We start from the raw sequence: 20746 nt of genomic DNA on the forward strand, positions 1-20746 counted from the left end.
ATTTCACTTTTTATTATATCTTTGTCAAGTACACTGTACATAAGGGTTGATTTTGAAATGATTATGTTTTGCAACACAAATTTCGTCAACCCTTTTATATTTACAAAATAAGTTTAAATCACTTCATCACCTATCGAAGCAGGAATGCTACCAGAAAGCTTGTTTTTAAATAAATTCAAGGTTTCCAAGTATTGTAATTTTGCAATTTCGGCAGGAATTTGCCCTTCTAAATTGTTATTTAACAAGGCTAAACCAACTACTTTGTTATCTTTCACTTTTACACCATGCCAAGTAGAAACATCAGTAGTTAAATCCCATTTAACTTTCCACTGACTGCCATTTGTAGCTTGATTCAATTTTATAAGTGCGTCTTTCTCTGATTTTGATACTTCAGCATATCCCAAAAATGAGAAGCAAAGTACAAGAAGTGTTAATGTAATATTTTTCATTTTTAATTAAATTTGGGGTTTGACTCTGTCAATATAATACTGTTATTCGCTTAAATGCAAATATTATCGATGAAATGCTCATTTTTTGTATTAAAAAGTATTTTTTCTTACAATTTTACAAACATTTTATTCTCTTAACTATTTAAAATTATAAATTAAAAGTTAAAAATGTTTAACACTCAAAACTAAAAATGTTAAATTCGTATATACAAGTGTTAAATAAAAATTAACCCCAAAAACTGTTTACCTTTGAAAAGGTACATTTGTAAATATCAAAAATAAGACTTCAACTATACACTAAAATTATGAAACTAAAAAGCATTATTATTTTTCTTCTGGTTGGCGGTTTAATTGTCCTTATTGCATACCGAATTATAAGCAATAAAAACCAAGATGAAAAATCTAATCAAAAAGGTGGAACTGCTAAAGCCATGTCAATCGTAAACGGAATTGTGTTGAAACCAAAAAAATTCGCCAATGAACTCACCCTCTCCGGTAGTATTGATGCCAATGAACAAATTGAATTGAGGAGCGAAGTTTCCGGTGTAGTGCAAGGCATCTATTTTGAAGAAGGAAGTTATGTAGCCAAAGGAAAACAATTAATTAAAGTAAATGATATCGAATTGCGGGCACAACTGGCTCAAGCCAAAACCAGACAATCCTTAGCATCAGAAAATGAACGAAGAGCCAAATTACTTTTACAAAAAGAAGCCATCAGCCAAGAAGAATATGATGTAGCGAATGCTGAATTTGAATCCGCAAAATCACAAACCCAATTAATTCAAGCCCAAATTGCCAAAACATCAATTGTGGCTCCTTTTTCTGGAAAAATAGGATTGCGTTCCATTTCTCCGGGAACGTATGTAACACCAACTACTTTAATTGCGAAATTGGTCAACACCAATCAAGTGAAAATCACTTTTTCTATACCGGAAAAATATGCTTCAGTGATGAAGAATAATACTACCATCACTTTCACAACTGCCGGAAGTAAAGAAATTTTCAATGCCAAAATTTATGCTTTAGAACCCGCTGTCGAGCAAACAACCCGTACACTCCAAATTAGGGCCATTGCTGAAAATAAAGAAGGGAAACTTCTTCCGGGAACGTTTGCAAATATTATTTTACCACTGGAAGAATTAAATGATGCCATCCTTATCCCAACCGAATCTATCATTCCTATTCAAAACGGAAAGAAAGTTTTTATTACTGAAAATGGAAAAGCCAAAGAAGTTATCATAGAAACCGCTAATAGAACAGAAAAAGAAATTCTGGTTACTTCCGGTCTAAAAGTCGGCGATACCTTGATTACCTCCGGTATTATGGCAATTAAAGTGGGAGCACCGGTTCAACTGAAATTAATCCAAAACTAATTTAAATGAGTTTATCAACCCTAAGTATAAAACGACCGGTTTTAGCCATCGTGATGAATCTTCTAATTGTGCTGTTTGGAATCATCGGTTATACCTATTTGGGCGTTCGCGAATTTCCATCTATTGATCCGGCACAAATTACGGTGCAAACGAGCTACACCGGTGCCAATGCTGATATTATTGAATCGCAGATTACCGAGCCTTTAGAAAAAGCCATTAATTCTATTGATGGAATTCGAAATATTTCTTCCACGAGTGCACAAGGAACGAGTGTGATTTCCATTGAGTTTAATCTGGATAAAAATCTGGAAGAAGCGGCCAATGATGTACGTGACAAAGTTTCGCAAGCGGTTAGAAGCTTACCCGAAGATTTAACGGCTCCGCCCGTTGTTTCAAAAGCAGATGCTGACTCCGACCCTATTTTGACCATGACCATGAAAAGTGACAACAAAAACGTGTTGGAACTCACGGATTATGCTGAAAATGTAATTTTACAACGACTTCAAACCATTCCCGGTGTTAGTAGCGTTCGCATTTGGGGAGAACGTAAATATGCCATGCGATTGTGGATAGATCCCATAAAATTGTCTTCCTATGGTTGTACAGCCACCGATGTTTTAAATGCTTTGAATCAACAAAATGTTGAACTTCCATCCGGAAAATTAACGGGTAATAATACCGAATTAACAGTAAAAACAGTAGGAAATCTTACTACTGAGGAAGATTTTAACAATATCATTGTTAAATCAGATGGAGATAAAATTGTTCGATTAAGCGATGTGGCCAAAGCCAGCTTGGAAGCTGAAAACTTAGAAACCCGTTTGAGTGATTCCGGACAAACCATGATTGGATTGGCTGTAACACCGCAGCCCGGCACAAATTATCTTGACATATCCGAAGAATTCTACAAACAGTATGAACAATTAAAAAAAGATTTACCAAAAGAATTTGAATTAAATGTAGCAATTGATACTACCATTTTTATCAAAAAAGCAATTTTGGAAGTTGCTGAAACTTTATTAATTGCCTTGCTTTTAGTAACCTTAGTCATCTACTTGTTTTTTAGGGATTGGGCCATCGCATTCCGACCTTTGATTGATATTCCGGTATCTTTGATTGCTACATTTTTCATCATGTACATTTGTGGATTTTCCATCAATGTTTTGACTTTATTGGCAATTGTATTAGCAACCGGTTTGGTGGTAGACGACGGAATTGTGGTTACTGAAAACATCTTTAAAAAGGTCGAAGAGGGCATGTCGCCCATCGAAGCGGCCATCAAGGGATCGAATGAAATCTTCTTTGCTGTAATATCCATCTCCGTTACTTTAGCTGCCGTTTTCCTTCCTATTATCTTTTTGGAAGGTTTTGTGGGGCAATTATTCCGCGAATTTGGAATTGTTATTGGTGCGGCTGTGCTTATTTCAGCCTTTGTTTCGTTGAGCTTAACACCAATGTTGAATGCCTATTTAATGAAAGGCGGAAAACAAAAGCGTTCTAAATTCTATGAAATGACCGAGCCTTTTTATGAAAATTTAAATAAAGGATATGCTCGCTCGTTAGAAAAATTCATGGCAAAAAAGTGGTTAAGTTTTCCTATTCTTATAATTTGTTTGGGATTGTCTGTTTTGTTTTACAACATCCTGCAAAAAGAGACAGCACCGTATGACGACCGCAGTATGATTTTATTAAATGTAACCGGTCCGGAGGGTGCCACCTATGATTACATGGATCGTTTTATGCAAGATGTTTCAAAATTAATAACCGATTCTATACCTGAAAAAAACGTAAGTTTAATTGTGACCTCACCGGGATTTACTGCCGGTTCAGTTAACCGGGGTTTCGCACGACTTTCATTAGTTGATCCGGCAGATAGAGAACGTTCGCAAAAAGAAATTGCTCAGCAATTAACCGGTTTAACCAAAAACTATAATGATGCTAAAACTTCGGTTTCAGAGCAACCCACTATTTCTGTTAATCGCCGGGGTGGTTTACCTATACAATTTATCATCCAAGCAAAAAATTTTCAACTATTGGAAGAAAAAATTCCACAATTCATGGAAGAAGCTGCCAAAGACCCCACATTTTCCATCACTGATGTGAATTTAAAATTCAATAAACCTGAAATTTATATCACCATCAACCGAGAAAAAGCTGAATCGCTGGGTGTCTCAGTTTTAGATGTAGCACAAACCATTCAGCTTTCTTTAAGCGGGCAACGTTTTGGCTATTTTTTAATGAATGGAAAACAATACCAAGTATTGGGACAATTTGATAAAAAAGATCGTGATCAACCCATGGACTTAGCCTCTATTTTTGTGCGAAGCATTAACGGACAACTTATCCAATTGGATAACGTGGTCACGATTGAAGAACAAAGTAGTCCACCGCAATTGTTTCACAATAATCGATACATGTCAGCTACCGTTTCTGCCGGATTAGCACCCGGAAAAAGTATTGGTGACGGAATAGATGCCATGGAACGCATCAAGGAAAAAGTGTTAGATGACACCTTTACTACTGATTTGGGAGGAGAATCCAGAGATTTTGCTGAAAGCAGTTCGAATACGATGTTTGCTTTTGGACTAGCTTTACTTTTGATTTTCCTCATCTTAGCAGGCCAATTTGAAAGTTTTGTAGACCCGTTTATTATCATTTTGACGGTTCCGATGGCGATTGCCGGAGCTTTGTTTTCACTTTGGCTATTTGGTCAAACCTGGAATATCTTCAGTCAAATTGGAACTGTGATGTTGATTGGATTGGTTACTAAAAACGGGATTTTGATTGTGGAATTTGCCAACCAATTACGGGAACAAGGAAAATCTAAATATGATGCTGTGATGGAAGCAGCCGAGTCTCGATTGCGACCCATCCTAATGACCAGTTTAACACTCGCTTTGGGAGCCATGCCGATTGCAGTATCTATTGGAGCCGCATCACAAAGCAGAATGGGAATGGGAATTGTAATTGTTGGCGGAACTATATTCTCCTTAATTTTGACACTTTATGTAATCCCAGCCGTTTATTTAATGTGGTCGAGAGAGAAAAAACACCGTCCAGAATTTGATAATTTAGACCAATACGAAAAAGAATCTGTTTAAATTGATTATGAAAAAACTATTTCTATTCTACCTATTACTCTTCATTGGAATCCCGCTTTGGAGCCAAAATCAACCAATTCTGACACTGGAAGAAGCGGTTGCTCTAACTTTGGAAAACAATTTTGATATTCGCATAGCCAAAAATGATTTAAAAATTGATGAGGAAAATGTGACGATTGGAAATGCCGGAATGCTACCTCGTATCAATGGAACCGTCACAAACAATAACACTATTTTAAATCAGACGCAAACACAAGCTATTGGTAATGAAATTGAAATTGACGGTGCCCGAAACATCAACATAAATTATGGTGTTGGCGTTGAGTGGACCATTTTTGATGGTTTCAGAATGTTTGCCCGACATAATCAATTAAAAGAGTTGCAAAATTTAGGAGCTACTGAGTTAAAACTTTCTGTGCTAAGTCGCGTGAGTGCAGTTTATCAAACTTATTTTACATTAGCTACTCAACAGCAGCAACTTAAAATGATAGACAGTATTATTTCGGTATCAGAATTTAGGTTAAAAACAGCCAAAAATCGTTTTACCATTGGAAAGGCTTCCAAATTAGAAGTGCTGAATGCCGAAGTAGATTTGAATGCTGATCAATCAACAAAAATTCAATTGCAAGAACAATACGGCGTTTCAAAAGTAATGCTTAACGAGCTTTTGGTTCGTCCGTTGGATACCGATTTTAAAGTAGCTGATATTATCTCGATAGACAATTCCTTGCTATTACCGGATCTTCTTTCATCAGCTGAAAAGCAAAATCCACAACTTCAATTACAATACATCAACAAAAAAATTCAAGAATATGAATTGAAACAAGTGAAGGCCAACCGTTATCCAACCGTAAGTATTTCAGGAGGTTATAATTTAATTCGGTCACAATCCCCTTTTGGTTTCGTGACAGAATCAACAGGCCGAAATTTCAACTATGGTTTCACAGCTTCTTTGAATTTATTTGATGGTTTTAATCAAAACAGAAACGAAAAAGTCTCTAAAATTCAATTGGAAAATACACAATTGCAGATAGAGAGACAAACTCAACAAATTCAGTCACAGGTTGCTTCTTTGTATCAATCCTATCTTTCGAATCTTTCTTTGCTTGAATTGGAAAAGAAAAACGAAGCCATTGCAAAGCAAAATATGGAAATTACTTTGGAAAAATTTAAAATTGGTTCCGTTGCTCCGATTGAATTTAGAACAGCCCAGGAAAATTATGGCAATGCTGTGATTCGGTTAACCACGGCAGAATTACTTACAAAACAAAGCGAGATCAGTTTGAAAGAATTGGCAGGAAGTCTAACTTTTTGATAATTTTTAATAGAATATTTTATCATTTCCGCAACAAGTTATTTAATAAAATTCTACATTTGAATTACTAATCAATAACTTTTATTCTATGGAATTGAACTTTTACTCTGTTTTTGTATCGGCAATCACCACACTTTTGGTAGGATTTGTTTGGTATGGTCCACTATTTGGAAAAGCTTGGATGAAAGAAACCGGCTTGACTGAAGAAGATTTGAAAAAAGGAAGTATGGTAAAGATTTTCGGACTTACCTACATTTTTTCTGTTATGATTGCGATGATTATGCAAATTTTAACTATTCATCAATTTGGTGCTTTAGGCATGGTTGGTGGTCCTGAATTAGTAGACACCGCACAACCTTCGTATGCCGCATTTATGGCAGATTACGGGACTGCTTTCAGAACCTATAAACACGGAGCATTACACGGATTCATGTCCGGATTATTCCTGGCTTTCCCCTTGATTGCAATAAACGGTTTGTTCGAAAGAAAATCATGGAAATACATCCTGATTCATTCCGGTTATTGGACAGTGGTAATGACTATTATGGGTGCTATTGTTTGTGGCTGGGTTTAAATTTTGTCAATCGTAGCAGCTAATGTTACATCTTTTTCGGTCACTCCGTCACTATCGTGGGTAGTTAATCGTAAAGAAACCTTGTTGTAAACATTTGTAATTTCCGGATGGTGATTTTGCTTTTCGGCTAAGATTCCTATTCGCACAATAAAAGACAAAGCCTCCTGAAAGTTTTTGAATTGAAAATCTTTTTGAATCGAATTGTGTTTAAAAGTCCAATCGTTGAGCTGTTCGAGTTGAGCTTGGATTGTTTCTTGCGTATATGTTTTCATTTTTTTTATTTATATAAAGTTAAAAAACTTTATTATTCTTTTTCAAACTTTAACTTTATGCCTTAAATTAACTGACTCGCTGCATTTGGAATCTTCCTATTCGTTCAAAGTACATCGCTCTACTAATCATTTGCCAAGCGATTGGAATGTATTAGCTACTTCAAATATCTTTTTATCGAAAGAATATTTAGCTGTTTTAGAACAGTCTAAACCAACCAACATGGATTGCTTTTTTATCGCTATGTATAAAAAAGAACAGCTTATTGGAATTGGATTGGCTCAATTCCTGGATTTAAATAAACTAGAGTCATTTGGTGAACGGGATAAATGCATCAAAACAGCAGTTAGGAATTTTATTTTTAAGAACTTTTGCTCTCATGTTTTGTTTATTGGCAATAACATGCTCACGGGTCAAAATGCTTTTTCATTTTCAGATGAAATCGGAATTTCAAAAGGTATTGAATTATTGCATCAAGCTGAATCAGAAATTAAATCGACTTTAAAAAAAGAAGGTAAAAAAGTTCATTTGACCAGTTATAAAGATTTTGATAAAGAAGTAGTCAAAGCATTTCCTGAAAAAGAATTTGCCCCATTCTATCAATTTTCAACCCAGCCTAATATGGTGTTTAACGTTTCAAAAGATTGGCATTCTTTTGATGAATATATCGCCGCACTTTCGAAAAAATATCGTGATCAGTACAAACGTTGCCGCAAAAAAGCAGAAGGTATTGAGAAGCGAAAAATGAATTTTAATGAAATCGTTTCATTAGAGCATACTATTTACGATTTATACCACCATGTGGCTCAAAATGCACCGTTTAATACGTTCTTTTTGGCTAAGAATCATTTTGCCGTCATGAAATCAGAATTGAAAGATCACTTTTTATTTTATGGTTATTTTGAAAATGGAAAACTCATTGGTTTTAATACGTTAATTAAAAACGGAAATCAGATGGACACTTATTTTTTAGGCTATGATGAAACAATTCAACGCGAAAAAATGCTGTATTTGAATATGTTGTATGACATGATTGCTTATTCCATTAATAAAGGCTTTGCAGCAATTATTTTTGCCCGAACCGCATTAGAAATCAAGAGTTCCGTTGGAGCACAACCGGAAGAAATGGTAGGTTATATTCAACATTCCAATGGATTAATTAACCGAAAAATGAAGCAATTATTTTGTTATTTAGAACCGGAGACAGAATGGAAAGAACGAAATCCGTTTAAATAGAATGTCTGTATTTATTATATTGGTAAAATGCAAAAAGACCTAAAACTGCTTCTCCAAAAAAACCAAAGAAAAACATATCCGAAGCCTTTCCATCTAACATTAAACCTACGATTCGACCAATCGCTATCCCGGACATAAAAACTCCGTTGGAAAGTGTACTAGCCTTCCAAAAATTTGAATTAAAAATACCGAGTATCCAAAATCCGCTAAAGGCTAAATACAAGCCCATTATTGCACGAAAAACACTTTTTAAATCTGTAGAATGAACATCAAAGTCAAACAAAATAGACAAAGTGATATTAGGATTTAATCCATAAAAAAGTGCTGCCGGTATGACCACCATTACAGAAATAATCAAATGTATGTTTTTACGAATCATTATTGCATTGAGTCAATCTCTATTTGAACAGCTTCCCAATCTTCTAATAATTTATCTAATTCTTGTTTTTTCTTATTATAAGCCACAAAGAAATTGGCATCTTCAATGTGTTTGTCATAGTTGGAAGCCAAAGCTTTGTCGTCATTTTGAATATCAATTTCGAGTTGTTTGATTTGGCTTTCAATCTTGCTTAAACGATTTTGAAGTAATTTGTTTTTCTTTTGGTCTTCGTAGGAAACTGATTTTATTTCTTTGTTTGTATTGGCATTGACCACCACATCTTTTTTCTCGATTTCACGCATGTTCATGGCGTTGCGTTGCTCTAAGAAGAAATTGATATCTCCTAAATATTCTCGGATTTTTTGGTCTTTGAATTCATACACTACATTGGCCATTCCCTGCAAAAAATCACGGTCATGTGATACCAAAAGCAATGTCCCTTCATATTTTTGAAGGGCTGCTTTTAATACGTTTTTGGACTTAATATCTAGGTGATTGGTGGGCTCATCCATGAGTAAAACGTTAATGGGCTGAAGTAACAATTTACATAAAGCCAAACGGTTACGCTCGCCTCCAGAAAGCACTTTTACCTTTTTTTCTACGTCATCGCCACGAAACAAAAAGGAACCTAACATGTCGCGTACTTTTGAACGATTGGTGTCCGTGGCAGCATTAATCATTGTTTCGAGTAGTGTTATTTCTCCATCAAGGTATTCCGCTTGATTTTGGGCAAAATAACCAAGTTGTACATTGTGACCGAGTTTAATGGTTCCGTTAAATTTAAATTCGTTCACAATCGCTTTAATAAAAGTAGATTTTCCTTGCCCATTTTGACCCACGAAAGCAATTTTACTTCCTCGTTCAACTAAAAGTGAAATGTCTTTTAAGATAGTTTTATCGCCATACGCTTTGGTTACATTTTCAGCTTCGATGACCACACGTCCGGGTGTTTGCGAAACCGGAAATGAAATGTTCATCACAGAATTATCATCCTCATCCACTTCGATCCGTTCTACTTTATCGAGTTTTTTAATTAATGATTGAGCCATGGATGCTTTTGATGCTTTAGCTCGGAATTTTTCGATTAATTTTTCGGTTTCCTCAATTTTTTTGGCTTGGTTTTTTTGGGTAGCCAATTGTTTTTCGCGAATTTCTTCTCTTAATACTAAATATTGCGAATACGGTTTATTAAAGTCGTACGCTTTTCCAAGAGAAATTTCGATGGTTCGATTGGTGACATTATCCAAAAACATTTTATCGTGCGAAACGATTACGACAACTCCGGGAAAATTGCGTAAAAATCCTTCCAACCAAATGATACTTTCGATATCGAGGTGGTTGGTTGGCTCATCGAGTAGCAAAATATCATTGGATTGCAACAGTAATTTTGCCAATTCAATTCGCATTCGCCATCCGCCGGAAAAGGTTTCTGTTTGATTATTGAAATCTTCCCGTTTAAAACCTAAACCTAAGAGGATTTTTTCAGTATCACCCACGTAATTATAGCCTCCTAATACTTCATAATGGTGATTTACATCGCTTAATTCATCGATTAATTCGGAATAGGTTTGACTTTCATAATCGGTTCTAGTGGCTAATTGGTGATTGATTTCATCAATTCTTCGTTCAGTTTTTTTGATTTCTTCAAAGGCTTGATAAGCTTCTTCCAAAACAGTTCTTCCTTGTTCAAAGTCGATGTCTTGTCGAAGAAAACCCATTTTTACTTCTTTCTCAGTAGCGATACTTCCTGAATCCGGTTTAAAATCTCCTGCTAAAATTTTAAGCATGGTTGATTTACCGGCACCATTTTTTCCTACCAATCCCACTCTGTCACCGGCTCCTAAACGGAAAGTGACTTCTTCAAATAAAAATGTTCCTCCAAAGGAAACCGATAAATTGTGAATATTCAGCATAATTATGTGACTAATGTTACATTGGTTAATCTATGAAAAAGATACCTTTGTATAAAATTTTTGCAAATGTTAAAAAAAGGATCCAAACTCAATAGCATTTTAACAGGAAGTTGTCCTAAATGCCAAGAAGAAAGTATGTATGTGGAAAAAAACCCATACAAATTGGGTAAAATATTTGAAATGCATGACACCTGTAGTCATTGTGGTACTCGCTATAAAATGGAACCTTCCTTTTTTTACGGAGCCATGTATGTGAGTTATGCCTTGAGCATTGCTTTTGCTGTTGCGGCATTTATCATCTCAAATATTTTTATTGGATTAGGTTTGATTCATTCCTTTATTGCCATTGTGGCGACTTTAATTTTTACTTTTCCCATTATTTTGAGATTATCCAGAAACATTTGGATAAATATGTTTGTTCATTTTGATGATAATTGGAAAGAACACAGACATTAATCCCAAGTAATTTTTTTGAATCGTTTGATGTCGATTTCTTTTTCCAGAGGAACTTTATGTTCAATGTGTTCAAACAATACTTTAGCCATTGCAGGAGCAAGCATGACTCCTCTAGTTCCCAAACCGTTTAAAACGTGAAGGTTGTTATATTTTGGATGAGTTCCCACCATGGGACGTCGGTCTTTTACAGTTGGTCTAACGCCTGCCAAATGTTCAATAATTTCAAAATCTATGGAGAGAATTGATTTTAAATTGGTGATTAATTCTTGTTTACCATGTTCGGTTGGAGTAGCGGTTTTGTCTTCCCAATTATAGGTCGCTCCAATTTTAAATAAGTCATTTCCTAAAGGCAAAACAAAAACAGAAGATTTGATGATAACATCTAAATTCAATCCTCTTGCTTTGATAATTAGCAGTTCACCTTTCGTACCGTCGAGTGGTAATTGGGAGAAAAAAGGATTAGCATGAATGCCAAAACCTTCTGCAAAGATTACATTTTTGTAGTTTTTGCCTTTGTAGGTTATTAAATCACTTCGAACTATTAGTTGATCATGCTCAAAAGTTTCAGCACTCAATAAATTATTCTTTATCAAATACTTCCGGTATTCTTTTAGTAAAGAAGCTGTATCCACATAACCGGATTGCATCACTTCACCATAACCAAAAGGAGATTCGATGCCATTGTAACGATTATAATTGATTTTTGTAGCTAAAAAAGGAGCGAGATTGGGTTTGTCTGAAGCTACAAACCAATTGTTTTGCTCTTCAACGGAATAAAGTTTTCTAAAGATTGGAATTTTATAATCAAACTTATTCTTTAGTTTTACCTCTAAATCAGCATAAAAATGATTGACCAAATCAATTTGCTCCTGCGATTTCGACACTTCACTGAAACGCTTAAGAATTACAGGATTATAAAGACCTCCTGCAATGGAAGATGAATTTTGCGAGTGATTTTCAAAAACTGCAATCGATTTTTGATTTTGAAGAGCCGTTTCGGCAAAGGCAATACCGGCTAAACCGGAGCCAACAATTAAATAGTCAATCATGGTGCAAAAATAAAAAACTCTTACCGAGTTGGTAAGAGTTTTTTGTTATTAATTTACAGGAATTAGTAATTCCACATGTCTTGTTCGAAGTTTCTAATTTTCTCTTTTACTCTTTCAGATTCTAAAAGTTGGTTAAGAGCATTATCCTTCATGTATTCCTGAATTTGTCTATCTCCATACACATTCTCTTCTTTATAAATCACACCACTAAAGCGACGTGAATTTAACAAATGATCAAAAGTGATTGGCATAGCCGAGTTCTTATCATTGAATGCTTTCCACTCGTGTAATACATCTCTTGTTGATGGAAAGTAAATCCAAAACAATTCGATTACATCGGGATTATCAGCACCAATCTCACGAGCTTCGGGAGAAACTGGACATATACCTAAAAGACGATACTTTTGCTCACCTTGCCTTTTATCAAAATACCAATATCCTTTAATTTTATAACCTGAAATATCATAAGATGTAAGCTCTCGTTTATCAATAAATTGAGCCTCTAACACTTTCCTTCCTGATTTGTAATCATCATAGTAGTTATTTATTTCATCTCTACCAGCATTAGTTGTATCAATGTAGGTGAAAGAAGAACTCATTTCGGCAAGTGTTTTCTTTGTATTGAAATAATCATCATAATATACTTCCGTAATTCTACCTGCTTTGATTTCCTTCAACAAAACATCGAATAAAGATCTTCTGTCTTTACCAATATTAGCGGTATCTACCGGGAAATATAGAGGAAAATTAATTCGTTCATCTAAATCGATGATTTCCCATACCATTTTACCCATCAATACATCTCTGTCGTGAACGTAGCCATATTGAAGAGGTTTGTCATTATCTGACTCCATTTGAGCGGCAGTCTTTTTGCCAATTTCATCAGGCGTTTTGGCATTCAACAGATTTGACTGTGCATGACTTATTTGAGAAACAAATAAGATTGACAAACATGCTATTACTGTATTTAACTTCATCTTTATTCTTTTGTAGGTTATTATAAGATAACGTTCAGCTACTTAAATTATTGTATTTCGTATATTACGGGAGCAGTTCTTCCAGTGACAATATTAGTCCCAGGAATAACAGTTTTAATATCAGAGATTGTAACAACGTCACCACGACCAGCTCTAGCTAATGCCGCTTTACATTGAGCATTGACTCTATCTCCATTTACAATTACAGCAGCTTGCCCAGGCACTTTAAAAGTGAATTGAGTAACTTTGAACTGCAAGTCATACAAGAAATCTGGTAATTCTGCAGTAATTTGAGAGGCTTCTAAACGAGATTTACTACCTTTTAAATTACCCATTTCTTTACCAATAGCTCCAAATGGTGCAGGTACGTTTTTAATTCTGAATAATTTTTTATCAGAAACATTAGTACCGTCGGGCAACTTACCTGTAACACTAATAGTTACCTCTGTTCCTTGACCTGGATTCATATTATATTGGCCAGGCTTAGCACCTTTAGATAAACCTGGTGCATTAACTGTAACGTTATTATCAGGTACACCAGCAAATGAGATTGTCATTGGGTTAGAAACACCTCTGTAAACTACATTCATTTTATCGGCAGATATGGTAGCTGAATTCGGTTTAGGAACTACTACATAATTACCTTTAATTGGTAACTTAATAATAGAATCACCTTCTTTGAATTGAAATTCACCGGTAATGTCTCGTTCTCCAATCCCTCCAGCACCAAAAGAAAATAATGCTTGACCAGCTAACATTTTATCCTCTGATAAAGGTGCTCCATTCACAATTACAGCATGAGCCTTTAAATTTGGGTCTTTTTTACCAAGAATAATTTTACCTGTTACGGTTTCTCCAGAGAAAAAAGCAGTTTTATCTGGCACAACGATGGCTTCAAAAGCAGATAGTGAAGCTGCCTTTTTAACACCTTCCAAAAACATTCCTGAAACAATTTCATTTTCAGTTGTTTTAATGTCATTCTGCAATTGAGTCAATTTTGTTAAAGTTGCAATTACAGGAAAACCATTGTAATTATAGTGCATGTATGACAAAGTAGTACCAGCTGTCTTAGACTTGACATCAGCAGTTGAAAATCTTTTATCAAGTTTTACTTTAGTTTCCTCTAACAAATCGCTACCAGAAATATCTTTAACATTTTTCAAGTATGATTTCATTTTGTCAACAAATTCCTGACCTTTTGTAGTTAATTTATCTCCTTGAAACCACAACTCGTCAACTTTATCTCCTTTATCCATAGATTCAAATGGTAAATTTCCATCTGCATCTTTTTCATAATCCTTAGTTACTTCTTTCTTGATATTTTCTACATAAAGATTGTATTCTTCGGATAATTTTCTAATTTTATCAACTTTTGCTTTCTTTTCAGCATATTGACCAGGTTGCTGAGTAGCTTTCTCTGCTAACTGATTAAATAAGTCTAGATTGTTGTTATCAATAATTTGATTAGAATCTGCAATTTTATTATTTAAAATTCCAAACGCCGATAATACTTCTTTTGACATGTTAAGTGCCAACATTGCGATGAAAACCAAGTACATCAGGTTAATCATCTTCTGTCTAGGGGTTAATTTTCCTCCTGCCATTTCTAATTAGTTTTTTAAATTGTTTGTTAAATTGATAAAACTAATTATCCTCTATTTCCCATTGCAGACAACATTCCACCATAAACATTGTTTAAGGAAGCGATATTAGCTGTCATTGCTTGCATTTGCTCTTTTAATTTAGCTGCATTATCAGCAATTTCTTTGTTAGCTTCTGCATTTCTGGATGCACTTTCTAATTGTACTTTGTATAAACTATTTAAAGATTCCATTTGAGCAGCTGCCATAGATAATTCTTCGCTATATTTCTTTTGGCCTGCAATTGAATCTACTGTAGGAGCGATTCCTTTTGCAGCTGATTCAAAGTTTTTAATACTATTTCCTAAGCTAGTCATTAACTCACCGTCAACTTTTGCTTCTTTCAACATTGCATCTAATTTTTGAGATAATAATCCTTGAGCATCTTTTGCCTCTTCTTTTTTAGCTTTTTCTTTTGCTTGTCCTCCAGCTAATTCAGGATAAACTAATGACCAATCTAATTCGTGATCTACTGGTTCGAAAGCAGATAATGCGAAAATTAAAGCTTCAACACCTAATCCGATAATCAACATCGCACTTGCACCTGGCCAATGCATTAATTTAAATAGTGCTCCGATGATTACAACTGCTGCTCCAAGGCCGTAAGCCATGTTCATTACTTTTTTTGGTAGTGCCATAATAATAAAAAATTTTAGTTAGTTAAGTTAATTAATATAAAGTTGGTTTAAATTTTGATTTGTTGTTTTATTTTGCTCTTCCGGTTCTTCTGTTTCCGGTAGTTTGAGTTCCCATGTAATCTTGAACAGTTCTGAATCCAATGTAACTTCTTGCAGAATCTGCATATTCATAATCTCTGGTACTCACTTGAAGGAAGTAAGCTACGTCTTTCCATGAACCTCCGCGAATAACTTTACGTTTGTTTTTCAAATCGCCTACAGTTGGGTTCATTGTTGAAACATATTCATAAGCCGCAGCATCATAAGATGAATCTGTCCATTCAGAAACGTTACCAGCCATGTTGTACAAGTTATAATTGTTTGGCTCGTAAGATTTAGCCTCGACAGTGTAAAGAGCCTCATCTGCAGCATAATCCCCACGATTTGGTTTGAAGTTTGCTAAATAACAACCTCTGTCATTTTTAGCATATAAACTTCCCCATGGGTATGTCGCTGATTCAAGACCACCTCTGGCAGCGTATTCCCATTCTGCTTCAGTTGGTAAACGAAAAGTATTTACAAATTCTTGTTTCTTTTTCTTTCTATATGAGTTTTTATTTAGTGTTCTCCAAGCACAGAAAGCTTTTGCCTGTGTCCATTTAACACCTACCACAGGATAATCGCTGTAGGCTTGGTGCCAAAAATAATCATTGTGCATTGGCTCATTGTACGAATAAGCAAAATCTTTAATCCAAGCTGTCGTATCAGGATATACCTTCACTTTTTCTTTTTTAATAAATTGTGATCTTTTTCCGGTTTTAGCTTTTGCTGCCGCCTGAATATCCATCCAAGTATAACTGAATTCTAATTTATTAACATCGATGGTTCTAAGACCATTGTATGACTCAGCAGCAGGTAAATACATTGAATCCATTACCTCAACATAATATTCATCAGGATATTTAGCAGTTTCTGTAATCAATTTGACTTTTCTATTTAATTTTCGTCCGGCAAAATCATCATCGTCTGTACCAACACTATAGTAGTTTTCGTACATGTATTTGTCATATGGAGTCATTTTCTCCGGATCAGCATCAGCAAAAGCATAGTCGCCGATGCTAGCACCTCCTTTTTTTCCACCTCCTCCAGTTGAAGTTTGACCCATCTCGTCGGCTAATATTGCTAACTTCATGTAGATTGTTGAATCTTTAACCCACTCAACAAACTGACGGTATTCACTATTCGTGATTTCAGTTTCATCCATGTAAAATGAACGAACTGTTACCGTTTTAGTTGGTGCATCTTGCACATTAGCTAAATCATCATCTGATTTACCCATAATAAATGCTCCGCCAGGAATTAATGACATACCATAAGGCTTTTCAGGGTGCCATTTTTTTCCTTGAACTCCTACAAGTTCTCCCTTGTCACTAGAGCCACAGCTTACTAGTGTTACTAAAATTGTTGAAAATGCGATGAACTTCTTCATATAAATTTGGGTTATCATGTACTCGAATTTTTAAGGCCGTAAACCTATTTATAATTTTTTAAAAATGCAATTATTTATCGTAAAATTTATTTTCTGTGTCAAAACTAAAAATAATCTTTAAATCTAAAAAGAAAAATATCGATAAAATGCGTATTTTGTCGACGAAATACATCTTTTTATGTTTTTTGTAAGATTTAACCTTTAGTTATAAGAGATTTTTACGTTGTGCTTTCCACCACCTCTCCGGAATTTCTTGGTCGCAAGCTCGCAAATAATCTTCATGTGTACACGGCAATAACGTATTTTTTTTTAATTTATTATTAACATTTGAAATAAATGGTATTTCTATCCACCATCTTTCTGTTTTTGGGCTCTTAAAAAATATCAGCTCAATGTCATCTACCGGTACAATATATTTTAAAAACAAGTTCTGATTTAAATTTGGATATTCCAACGACCTGAAATTATATCCTTCTAAAAAATACCAAATAATTTGAGCAATTAAAACGCTTTCATTTGCTGAATTATTATGTTTGAATATTCCAAATGAAGAAACTTTATCACTTAGACCAGCATACCGGGCTAAGGCACAAATTTCTTTACCATTAAATCCATTTGGTGTAAAAGTAACAAAATTTCCTGAATCAGCTGATTTTATGGCTGTTAAATCTACGGAAACGATATCGGAATCTCTAAAAACAGGCTCAGCCAATGAAAGATTAGAACTTACTTCCCCTAAACGATAGGCATCAAAATACAATTTCTCGATTAAATCTATCTCTTCTTGTGAGTTATAATAGGTTTGAAAACCTAAATTACTATAATTAAAAAGGTTGTTGGGTTCATTAATTATTATTTTGGAGAGGTACGAATCTTCCGTGTTTCGAGATTCGTCCTTACCAAAATCAAACTTATTATCAATGGTAACTAAATTCACCATTTGATCCAAACTGTCATAACTACGATACATGGCATAGGTCAAATCTTGAGAACCACCTAATACGATTGGAACAATTTGCTTCTTAATTAATTCAGCAACAATCTTGGCTAAAGCATAATAAGTATCTTCTTGGGTATTTCCTTGTGGAATATCCCCTAAATCAGCAATAGTAGCATGCCAATTGCCAGGATAAAGGGCGTAAAATTCATTGCGGATAAACTTTAAATCAACTTCTCCACCGGCAATGCTTCCACGATTATCTAAAGCACCAATTAAAGCAACTTTAATTTTATTTAAATCGGGAAAATCTTCTTGGGTGTGAAAAACCGTTTTTTTTCCGATTGTTTGGGTATTCAGGTTTTTAACAAAGTCTAAAACCGAAAAGTCAACAGGTTCTAAAAAATCAAATGCCATAAATTATCTCTTTTTTACCGTTGCTTTTTTTGCGGTTGCCTTCTTAGCGGAAGCTTTCTTAGGGGAAGTTTTTTTTGCAGGAGCTTTCTTTTCTATCAATTCTTGCACTTGAGTTAGGGTTAATTTTTCTGCATCAACATCTTTGTTCAATTCAATTTTAATTTTCCCTTTGGTAATAATCGAACGTCCCCATCTTGCTTTTTCAACCTTAATTCCTTCCGGCTTCCAATCGTGAATGACTTTATCAATCTCTTTTTGTTGTTTATCTTCAATCAATTCATTCAAATCAGATTGTGATAATTTATCGAAATTGTATTTCTTGCTCACATTGATAAACATACCATTCCACTTAATAAAAGGTCCGAATCGACCAACTCCTTTTTGAATTGGTAATCCTTCATATTCGCCTATTGGAGCATCGGCTTGGTTTTTCTCATCTATGAGTTCTTTTGCTCTTTCCATAGTTACATCCAAAGGATCTTCTCCTTTTGGTAGAGAAACAAATATTTTTCCAAAACGAACATAAGGTCCGAATCGACCATTGTTCACTTCTACTTCTTCACCTTTATATATCCCCAAATTTTTTGGCAATAAAAACAAGTTTAAAGCTTCTTCCAATGTAATTGTACCAATATTCTGATCTGTACCTAAACTGGCAAATTGTTTATTTTCATCATCGACATCTCCAATTTGTGCCATTGGACCAAATTTTCCTAAACGAACCGAAATCTGCTTTCCTGTTTTCGGATCTTTCCCTAAAATACGTTCACCACTTTCTCTGTCGGCATTTTCTTCTACATTTTTTACAATCGGATGAAAATGATTGTAGAAATCTCGCATCATTTTTGTCCAATCTTCGTTTCCTTCGGCAATTTCATCAAAATCTTGTTCAACTTTGGCGGTGAAATTATAATCTAAGATGGTTGAAAAATTCTTTACCAGAAAGTCATTCACGATAATTCCGATATCGGTTGGAACCAATTTCCCTTTGTCAGAACCTGCATTTTCAGTTAAAACCACCGATTTAACGTCATTTCCTTTTAAAGTTAATTGATTGTATTTTCGTTCTTGTCCTTCAAAACTTCCTTTTTCCACATAATTTCTATTGATAATAGTTGAAATGGTTGGTGCATAGGTTGATGGTCTTCCAATTCCTAATTCTTCTAATTTTTTCACTAAAGAAGCTTCGGTGTATCGACTTGCAGGTCTTGAAAAACGCTCGGTAGCCGTGATATAATTGTTAGCCAAACGTTCGCTGATTTTCATAGCCGGCAACATCCCATCTTGTTCTTCATCATCTTCATCATTTCCTTCCAAATAAACTTTTAAGAAACCTTCAAATTTAATCACTTCTCCGGTCGCAGCAAAATGCTCGCTATGATTGTTTGCTTCAATTTTTACATTGGTGCGTTCCAATTCGGCATCACTCATTTGAGAAGCCAACGTTCTTTTCCAAATCAAATCATATAATCGTGCTTGATCTCTGTCTATATTTAAGGTGTGTTTTGACATATCTGTTGGACGAATTGCCTCATGGGCTTCCTGAGCACCTTTTGATTTACTAGTAAAATTTCTTGGCTTACTGAATTCTTTTCCATAGGAATGTGTAATTTCAGCTTGAGCAGCCGCCATTGCTTCCTGTGAAAGATTGACACTGTCTGTTCTCATATATGTAATGTGACCCGCTTCATACAATCGCTGTGCAATTTGCATCGTAATTCCCACCGGAAGATATAATTTTCGAGCCGCTTCTTGTTGCAATGTAGAAGTTGTAAACGGAGCTGCCGGAGATTTTTTAGTTGGTTTAGTTTCTAAATCGGCTACCTTATATATTGAACCTATGTTTTTTTGAAGAAAATCTTCTGCTTCTTTTTTTGTTGAAAAATTCTTGGGTAGTTTGGCTTTAAAAGTTTTTCCTGCTTCGTTCGCAAATTCAGCTGTTACAGAATAGGTGGCTTGTGCTTTAAAATCCAGAATTTCTCTCTCTCTTTCTACAATCAATCGAACAGAAACTGATTGTACACGTCCGGCAGACAAACCTCCTTTTACTTTTTTCCATAATACCGGAGATAATTCATACCCTACCAATCGGTCTAAAACTCTACGGGCTTGTTGTGCATTTACTAAATTATAGTCAATTCCGCGTGGATTTTCGATTGCTTTTTGAATGGCGGACTTGGTGATTTCATGAAAAACAATTCGTTTGGTTTTTTTAGGGTCTAATTTTAATTCTTCCGCTAAATGCCAAGAAATGGCTTCTCCCTCACGGTCTTCATCACTCGCCAACCAAACCGTTTCGGCATTTTTAGATAACGTTTTGAGTTTGCTCACCAAAGCTTTTTTATCCGAAGAAACTTCATATTTTGGTTTAAAATCATTTTCTACGTCCACCCCGATTTCTTTGGAAGGTAAGTCAGCAATGTGCCCATAACTGGACTCTACCTGATAATCACTTCCTAAAAATTTTTCGATGGTTTTTGCTTTTGCCGGTGACTCAACGATAACTAAATTCTTTGCCATGTACATGTTTGTTTGGCAACAAAAGTATGGTTTT

Annotated in this window: 17 protein-coding genes; 6 read left to right on the forward strand and 11 right to left on the reverse strand. The window is 34.9% G+C overall.

What is annotated here, in order from left to right:
- Positions 1-113 precede the first annotated feature (113 nt).
- A complete protein-coding gene (locus ACIQ0M_RS12050; protein WP_396152561.1) occupies positions 114-449 on the reverse strand; it encodes a hypothetical protein in 336 nt (111 codons plus the stop codon).
- A gap of 305 nt (positions 450-754) precedes the next feature.
- Between ACIQ0M_RS12050 and ACIQ0M_RS12055 the strand changes: the two genes are divergently transcribed.
- The 4 genes from ACIQ0M_RS12055 to ACIQ0M_RS12070 all read left to right on the forward strand — a co-directional run bounded on the left by ACIQ0M_RS12055 (position 755) and on the right by ACIQ0M_RS12070 (position 6812).
- Complete coding sequence (locus tag ACIQ0M_RS12055; protein WP_396152563.1) at positions 755-1822, forward strand: efflux RND transporter periplasmic adaptor subunit; 1068 nt, start codon at positions 755-757, stop codon at positions 1820-1822.
- A 5-nt stretch (positions 1823-1827) separates the two neighbouring features.
- Positions 1828-4923, forward strand: coding sequence for an efflux RND transporter permease subunit (locus tag ACIQ0M_RS12060; protein ID WP_396152565.1), 3096 nt, complete (start codon positions 1828-1830; stop codon positions 4921-4923).
- Positions 4924-4930: 7 nt separating this feature from the next.
- Entirely contained in the window at positions 4931-6238 is a 1308-nt protein-coding gene (locus ACIQ0M_RS12065; protein WP_396152567.1) for a TolC family protein, read from the forward strand.
- Between the two features lie 88 nt (positions 6239-6326).
- On the forward strand, positions 6327-6812 hold the full coding sequence (locus tag ACIQ0M_RS12070; protein WP_396152569.1) for a DUF1761 domain-containing protein: 486 nt from the start codon (positions 6327-6329) through the stop codon (positions 6810-6812).
- Here the strand turns inward: ACIQ0M_RS12070 and ACIQ0M_RS12075 are convergent.
- Positions 6809-7084: a 4a-hydroxytetrahydrobiopterin dehydratase gene (locus ACIQ0M_RS12075; RefSeq protein WP_396152571.1), complete on the reverse strand. Its 276-nt coding sequence runs from the start codon at positions 7082-7084 to the stop codon at positions 6809-6811. The two genes, ACIQ0M_RS12070 and ACIQ0M_RS12075, sit on opposite strands and share 4 nt — an antisense overlap.
- A gap of 85 nt (positions 7085-7169) precedes the next feature.
- Between ACIQ0M_RS12075 and ACIQ0M_RS12080 the strand changes: the two genes are divergently transcribed.
- Complete coding sequence (locus ACIQ0M_RS12080; RefSeq protein ID WP_396152573.1) at positions 7170-8318, forward strand: 8-amino-7-oxononanoate synthase; 1149 nt, start codon at positions 7170-7172, stop codon at positions 8316-8318.
- On the opposite strand, the gene ACIQ0M_RS12085 is transcribed toward ACIQ0M_RS12080, so the two are convergent.
- Together ACIQ0M_RS12085 and ACIQ0M_RS12090 are read right to left on the reverse strand one after the other, a co-directional pair.
- Positions 8311-8697, reverse strand: a complete 387-nt coding sequence (locus ACIQ0M_RS12085; RefSeq protein WP_396152575.1) for a DUF4345 domain-containing protein — start codon at positions 8695-8697, stop codon at positions 8311-8313. The two genes, ACIQ0M_RS12080 and ACIQ0M_RS12085, sit on opposite strands and share 8 nt — an antisense overlap.
- Positions 8697-10610: an ABC-F family ATP-binding cassette domain-containing protein gene (locus tag ACIQ0M_RS12090; RefSeq protein ID WP_396152577.1), complete on the reverse strand. Its 1914-nt coding sequence runs from the start codon at positions 10608-10610 to the stop codon at positions 8697-8699. The genes ACIQ0M_RS12085 and ACIQ0M_RS12090 overlap by 1 nt, the downstream gene beginning before the upstream one ends.
- Before the next feature lie 66 nt (positions 10611-10676).
- Here ACIQ0M_RS12090 and ACIQ0M_RS12095 point away from each other — a divergent pair, with 66 nt between their 5' ends.
- The gene (locus ACIQ0M_RS12095; RefSeq protein WP_396152579.1) at positions 10677-11066 is read left to right on the forward strand and encodes a DUF983 domain-containing protein; all 390 of its coding nucleotides are present in this window, start codon (positions 10677-10679) and stop codon (positions 11064-11066) included.
- Here the strand turns inward: ACIQ0M_RS12095 and ACIQ0M_RS12100 are convergent.
- From ACIQ0M_RS12100 to topA, 7 genes are all read right to left on the reverse strand, one after another.
- Positions 11063-12115 (reverse strand): NAD(P)/FAD-dependent oxidoreductase, encoded by a 1053-nt coding sequence (locus ACIQ0M_RS12100; RefSeq protein WP_396152581.1) that lies wholly within the window; start codon positions 12113-12115, stop codon positions 11063-11065. The genes ACIQ0M_RS12095 and ACIQ0M_RS12100 overlap by 4 nt on opposite strands.
- A gap of 62 nt (positions 12116-12177) precedes the next feature.
- Positions 12178-13092, reverse strand: a complete 915-nt coding sequence (gene gldN / locus ACIQ0M_RS12105) for a gliding motility protein GldN (protein ID WP_396152583.1) — start codon at positions 13090-13092, stop codon at positions 12178-12180.
- Positions 13093-13139: 47 nt separating this feature from the next.
- Positions 13140-14696 (reverse strand): gliding motility protein GldM, encoded by a 1557-nt coding sequence (gene gldM, locus ACIQ0M_RS12110; RefSeq protein WP_396152585.1) that lies wholly within the window; start codon positions 14694-14696, stop codon positions 13140-13142.
- Between the two features lie 44 nt (positions 14697-14740).
- On the reverse strand, positions 14741-15373 hold the full coding sequence (gene gldL, locus ACIQ0M_RS12115; RefSeq protein ID WP_396152606.1) for a gliding motility protein GldL: 633 nt from the start codon (positions 15371-15373) through the stop codon (positions 14741-14743).
- Between the two features lie 64 nt (positions 15374-15437).
- The gene (gene gldK / locus ACIQ0M_RS12120; protein ID WP_396152587.1) at positions 15438-16838 is read right to left on the reverse strand and encodes a gliding motility lipoprotein GldK; all 1401 of its coding nucleotides are present in this window, start codon (positions 16836-16838) and stop codon (positions 15438-15440) included.
- Between the two features lie 205 nt (positions 16839-17043).
- The gene (locus ACIQ0M_RS12125) at positions 17044-18192 is read right to left on the reverse strand and encodes a formimidoylglutamase (protein WP_396152590.1); all 1149 of its coding nucleotides are present in this window, start codon (positions 18190-18192) and stop codon (positions 17044-17046) included.
- A gap of 3 nt (positions 18193-18195) precedes the next feature.
- Positions 18196-20712, reverse strand: a complete 2517-nt coding sequence (gene topA, locus ACIQ0M_RS12130) for a type I DNA topoisomerase (RefSeq protein WP_396152592.1) — start codon at positions 20710-20712, stop codon at positions 18196-18198.
- Positions 20713-20746 lie beyond the last annotated feature (34 nt).

Origin of the sequence: Flavobacterium sp. (assembly GCF_044339515.1) — a bacterium.
GTDB lineage: Bacteria > Bacteroidota > Bacteroidia > Flavobacteriales > Flavobacteriaceae > Flavobacterium.

Excerpts from the sequence above, each read along its gene's own strand:
- ACIQ0M_RS12055 (WP_396152563.1), top strand. The coding sequence starts at position 755 with ATGAAACTAAAAAGCATTATTATTTTTCTTCTGGTTGGCGGTTTAATT.
- ACIQ0M_RS12060 (WP_396152565.1), top strand. The coding sequence starts at position 1,828 with ATGAGTTTATCAACCCTAAGTATAAAACGACCGGTTTTAGCCATCGTG.
- gldN (WP_396152583.1), bottom strand. The coding sequence starts at position 13,092 with ATGAAGTTAAATACAGTAATAGCATGTTTGTCAATCTTATTTGTTTCT.
- gldK (WP_396152587.1), bottom strand. The coding sequence starts at position 16,838 with ATGAAGAAGTTCATCGCATTTTCAACAATTTTAGTAACACTAGTAAGC.
- topA (WP_396152592.1), bottom strand. The coding sequence starts at position 20,712 with ATGGCAAAGAATTTAGTTATCGTTGAGTCACCGGCAAAAGCAAAAACC.
- ACIQ0M_RS12050 (WP_396152561.1), bottom strand. The coding sequence starts at position 449 with ATGAAAAATATTACATTAACACTTCTTGTACTTTGCTTCTCATTTTTG.
- ACIQ0M_RS12090 (WP_396152577.1), bottom strand. The coding sequence starts at position 10,610 with ATGCTGAATATTCACAATTTATCGGTTTCCTTTGGAGGAACATTTTTA.
- ACIQ0M_RS12070 (WP_396152569.1), top strand. The coding sequence starts at position 6,327 with ATGGAATTGAACTTTTACTCTGTTTTTGTATCGGCAATCACCACACTT.
- ACIQ0M_RS12125 (WP_396152590.1), bottom strand. The coding sequence starts at position 18,192 with ATGGCATTTGATTTTTTAGAACCTGTTGACTTTTCGGTTTTAGACTTT.
- ACIQ0M_RS12095 (WP_396152579.1), top strand. The coding sequence starts at position 10,677 with ATGTTAAAAAAAGGATCCAAACTCAATAGCATTTTAACAGGAAGTTGT.
- ACIQ0M_RS12075 (WP_396152571.1), bottom strand. The coding sequence starts at position 7,084 with ATGAAAACATATACGCAAGAAACAATCCAAGCTCAACTCGAACAGCTC.
- gldM (WP_396152585.1), bottom strand. The coding sequence starts at position 14,696 with ATGGCAGGAGGAAAATTAACCCCTAGACAGAAGATGATTAACCTGATG.
- ACIQ0M_RS12065 (WP_396152567.1), top strand. The coding sequence starts at position 4,931 with ATGAAAAAACTATTTCTATTCTACCTATTACTCTTCATTGGAATCCCG.
- ACIQ0M_RS12085 (WP_396152575.1), bottom strand. The coding sequence starts at position 8,697 with ATGATTCGTAAAAACATACATTTGATTATTTCTGTAATGGTGGTCATA.
- ACIQ0M_RS12100 (WP_396152581.1), bottom strand. The coding sequence starts at position 12,115 with ATGATTGACTATTTAATTGTTGGCTCCGGTTTAGCCGGTATTGCCTTT.